The following is a 4,289-nucleotide window of genomic DNA, read 5'->3' as shown; positions in this document are numbered from 1 at the left end:
CGGGCGGCGTACGACGCGAGCGCGGCGTCGACCCCGTCGGTGCGGACGAGGAACGCGGCGACGTCGTCGGCGGTGGGGGTGGTCAGGGTGACCAGGCGGCACCGCGACCGGATGGTCGGCAGCACGTCCTCCACGGTGGGGGCGCACAGCATCCAGACGGTGCGCTCCGCGGGCTCCTCGATCGCCTTGAGCAGCGCGTTCCACGCCCGCTCGGTGAGCCGATCGGCGTCCTCGACCACCATGATCTGCCAGCGCCGGCCGACGGGGGCCAGGGCCGATCGGCGGACCAGCTCGCGCATCTCGTCGACCCCGATGGACAGCTTCTCGGTGCGGATCACCGCCACGTCGGCATGGCTGCCCGCGAGCACGGTGTGGCACTGGTGGCACTCCCCGCACCCGCGCTCGGCGCCGGTGCGCTCGCACTGCAGCGCGGCCGCGAACGCGATCGCGGCATTGGACCGGCCCGAGCCGGGCGGGCCGGTGAACAGGAACGCGTGGCTCATGCCCTGGCCGTCCGCCGCCGAGCGGAGCGCCTCGATCGCGCGGCGCTGGCCGACCAGGCTGTCCCAGACGGTTCCTGAGGAGGACGTGCTGCGCCCGTCTCGAAGGGCGGTCATCGGCGCACCGCCTGCTCGAGGAGAGGGGCGACCCGGTCGCGGACCTGTGCGGCGATCTCCTCGCGGTCGGCGCGCGCGTCGAGCACGACGTAGTGGTCGGGGTCGGCGGCGGCCATGCGCAGGAAGCCGTCGCGCACCCGCAGGTGGAACTCCAGCGACTCCCCCTCGATGCGGTCGCGCTCCTCGAACCGCCCGAGCCCGTGCTCGGGCTCGAGGTCGAGCACCACGGTGAGGTGCGGCCGCAGGTCGCCGGTCGCCCAGCGGGCGACCCGCTCGACCTCGTCGACGTCGAGCGCCCGGCCGGCGCCCTGGTAGGCCAGCATCGAGTCGACGTAGCGGTCGGTGATCACGACCGCACCGCGCTCGAGGGCGGGCCGGACGACCGCGGCCACGTGCTCGGCCTTGTCGGCGGCGTAGAGCAGCGCCTCGGTGCGGTCGGCGATCGCACCCGTCTCGGGGCTGAGCACGATCGAGCGCAGCTTGCGGCCGACCTCGGTGGCCCCGGGCTCGAACGTGCTGAGCACGGCGTAGCCCTGGCCCTCCAGCCAGCCGCCGAGCAGCTCGGACTGGGTGGACTTGCCCGACCCGTCGCCGCCCTCGAAGCACACGAAGACGCCGGTGCGGGCGTACGCCCCCGATGCCGCCGCGGCGGGTCCAGTGCTCACGCGAGGAACCTACGGTGCGGCGCCGACGGTTTCCACCGCGGGTCCACAGTCCCCACCCCAGCCGACCGACTCCGCTGGCTCCCGGCGTCCTCGACCATGCGCCGTTTGGTCACCAACGACACGTCCGGGCCACCAGATCATGCCGTTTGGTCACCAACCGCGACACATTTCGGTCGCCGGTCACGGTCGTCGCGGCCGGGGCAGCACCGAGCCCCGAGGCCGCCTCCGGTCAGGAATGGGGTGGGCTCGGGGCTCGGGTTCGGTGCTGTCGGGTCGGACCTCGTACGGCTGACGAGACCGCCGGGCCTGGAGGCGAGCCGAACCGGTGTCGTCAACCTGCACGGTGCGTCCGACCGGCCGGCGGTTCGACGGAGGGGCCGCTCGACCAGCACCAGCCTGGGGGATCGTCAGTGCCGGACGGCGCCTCCGCTGCCGGGTGGTCCGGCCTCGGTCTCGAGGGTGCGGATCTCCTCGACGAGCTCGTCGGGCGGTGGCGGCGTCGGCTCGGTCTCGGCCCCGGCGCCACCGGAGCCGGCGGTGCGCTTCTTGTTCCAGACGTCGAACGCGACCGCGAGCAGCAGCACCAGGCCCTTGATGGCCTGCTGCCAGTCGACCCCGATGCTGTTGAGCGACATGCCGTTGTTGAGGACACCCATGACGAGACCACCGATGATCGCGCCGATCACGGTGCCGACACCGCCGGTGACGGCCGCGCCACCGATGAACGACGCGGCGATCGCGTCGAGCTCGAAGTTCGTGCCGGCCTTGGGGTTCGCGGCGGTGAGGCGGGCCGTCGTGACGAGGCCCGCGAGACCGGCGAGGAGGCCCATGTTGGTCATCACCAGGAAGTCGACCCGCTTGGTGTTGACGCCCGACATCGTCGCGGCGCCCACGTTGCCGCCGATCGCGTAGACGTGCCGGCCGAACACCGTGCGGGACATGATGAAGGTGTAGATCCCGATCAGGGCGAACAGGATCAGGCCCACGATCGGCAGGCCGCGCGCGTCGGCGAGCAGGTAGGCGAACTCCATGATGACCGCGCCGAGCACGACCTGCTTGAGCGCGAACAGCGCGAACGGCAGGACCTCGAAGTTGTAGCGCTTCGCGGCCGCGCGCTTGCGGACGTCGAAGAAGACCAGCAGCGCCACCACGAGCACGCCGAGGACCAACGTCAGGTTGTGCAGGTCGGTGTCGGGGCCGATCTCGGGCAGGAAGCCGTTCGCGATCTTGTTGAAGCCGTTCGGCAGGCTGCCGACGGTCGCCCCCTTGAGGGTCACGTACGTCAGGCCGCGGAAGAGCAGCATGCTCGAGAGGGTGACGATGAACGCCGGGATGCCGACGTAGGCGACCCAGAAGCCGTGCCAGGCGCCGATGGCGGCGCCGAGCGCGAGGCAGAGGATCACCGCCAGGATCCAGGGAACGTCGTGCTTGGTCATCATGGTCGCCCCGACCGCGCCGACGAAGGCGGCCACGGATCCGACCGACAGGTCGATGTGGCGGGCCACGATCACGATCACCATGCCGATGGCGAGGATCAGGATGTGTGCGTTCTGCACGATCAGGTTCGACACGTTGATCGGCTTGAGCAGCACGCCGTCGGTCGTGATCTGGAAGAGGAGGACGATCGCCGCCAGGGCGATGATCATCCCGTACTGGCGGATGTTCCCGCGCAGGATGGAGGCCACGTTGCTCATCAGTTGTCTCGCTCCGCTGTCATGTACCGCATGAGCGACTCCTGGGTGGCGTCACTCTTCGCGAACTCGTGGGTGATCACGCCCTCCGCGAGCGTGTAGATCCGGTCGCACAGCCCGAGCAGCTCGGGCAGCTCGGAGGAGATCACCAGGACGCCCTTCCCCTCGCGGGCGAGGGACTGGATGATCCCGTAGATCTCGAACTTGGCGCCGACGTCGATGCCGCGCGTGGGCTCGTCGAGGATGAGCAGCTGCGGCTCGGTGTAGAGCCACTTGCCCAGCACGACCTTCTGCTGGTTGCCGCCCGAGAGCTGGCGGACCCCGGTGGTCACCGCGGGCGCCTTGATCCCGAAGCTGCGCCGGTAGCGCTCGGCGACCAGCACCTCCTCGCGCTCGTCGACGGTCAGGCCCTTGCGCAGCTGGTCGAGGCCGGCCGAGGAGATCGAGGTCTTCACGTCGTCGAGGAGGTTGAGCCCGAGTCCCTTGCGGTCCTCGCTGACGTAGGCGATGCCGGCCTTGATCGCGTCGTGCACGGACTTGAGCCGCAGCTCCTGACCGTCGAGGTGGATGGTGCCGTGGTGCCTGCTGCCGTAGGAGCGGCCGAAGATGCTCCGGGCCAGCTCGGTGCGGCCGGCGCCCATCAGGCCCGCGATGCCGACGATCTCGCCACGCCGGACCTCGAGGTTGGCGGTGTCGATGACCACGCGGTGGTGGTCGTCGGGGTGCATGACCGTCCAGTCGGACACCTCGAAGAGCACGTCGCCGATCTGCGGGGTGTGGTCGGGGAACCGGTGCTCCAGGCTCCGGCCGACCATCCCGCGGATGATCCGGTCCTCGTCGACTCCTCCGGCGGTGACGTCGAGGGTCTCGATGGTCTTGCCGTCGCGCAGGATCGTGATCGAGTCGGAGACCCGCGCGATCTCGTTGAGCTTGTGGCTGATCATGATCGAGGTGATGCCCTTGCCCTGCAGGCCCTTGAGCAGGTCGAGCAGGTGGCGGGAGTCGGCCTCGTTGAGCGCGGCGGTCGGCTCGTCGAGGATGAGCAGCTTGACGTCCTTGGCGAACGCCTTGGCGATCTCCACCAACTGCTGCTTGCCGACGCCGATGTCCTTGATGAGCGTGTCGGGGTCCTCCGTGAGCCCGACCATCGCCATCAGCTCGAGCGCCTTGTGGTTGGCGGCCTTCCAGTCGATTCCGCCGAAGCGCCGGGGCTCGTTGCCGAGGATGATGTTCTCGGTGATCGACATGCCCGGCACCAGCGCGAGCTCCTGGTGGATGATCACGATCCCCGCGGCCTCGCTGTCGCGGATGCTGCG

Annotated in this window: 4 protein-coding genes; all 4 read right to left on the bottom strand. The window is 70.1% G+C overall.

What is annotated here, in order from left to right; all coding sequences use genetic code 11:
- Positions 1–617, bottom strand: a 617-nt coding sequence (gene holB / locus VGD85_RS14545) for a DNA polymerase III subunit delta' (protein ID WP_331064159.1), incomplete at its 3' end; no start/stop codon positions are given.
- Complete coding sequence (gene tmk, locus VGD85_RS14540; protein ID WP_331064158.1) at positions 614–1,282, bottom strand: dTMP kinase; 669 nt, start codon at positions 1,280–1,282, stop codon at positions 614–616. The genes tmk and holB, both read right to left, overlap by 4 nt.
- Before the next feature lie 407 nt (positions 1,283–1,689).
- Entirely contained in the window at positions 1,690–2,976 is a 1,287-nt protein-coding gene (gene mmsB / locus VGD85_RS14535) for a multiple monosaccharide ABC transporter permease (RefSeq protein WP_331064157.1), read from the bottom strand.
- The coding region (locus VGD85_RS14530) for a sugar ABC transporter ATP-binding protein (RefSeq protein WP_331064156.1) at positions 2,976–4,289 on the bottom strand (1,314 nt) is incomplete at its 5' end. The genes VGD85_RS14530 and mmsB, both read right to left, overlap by 1 nt.

It is taken from the genome of Nocardioides sp. (genome assembly GCF_036401255.1).
Lineage (GTDB): Bacteria > Actinomycetota > Actinomycetes > Propionibacteriales > Nocardioidaceae > Nocardioides.
Note: the sequence above shows the minus strand (reverse complement) of the source record. Positions and strands in the feature narration are given on the sequence as shown.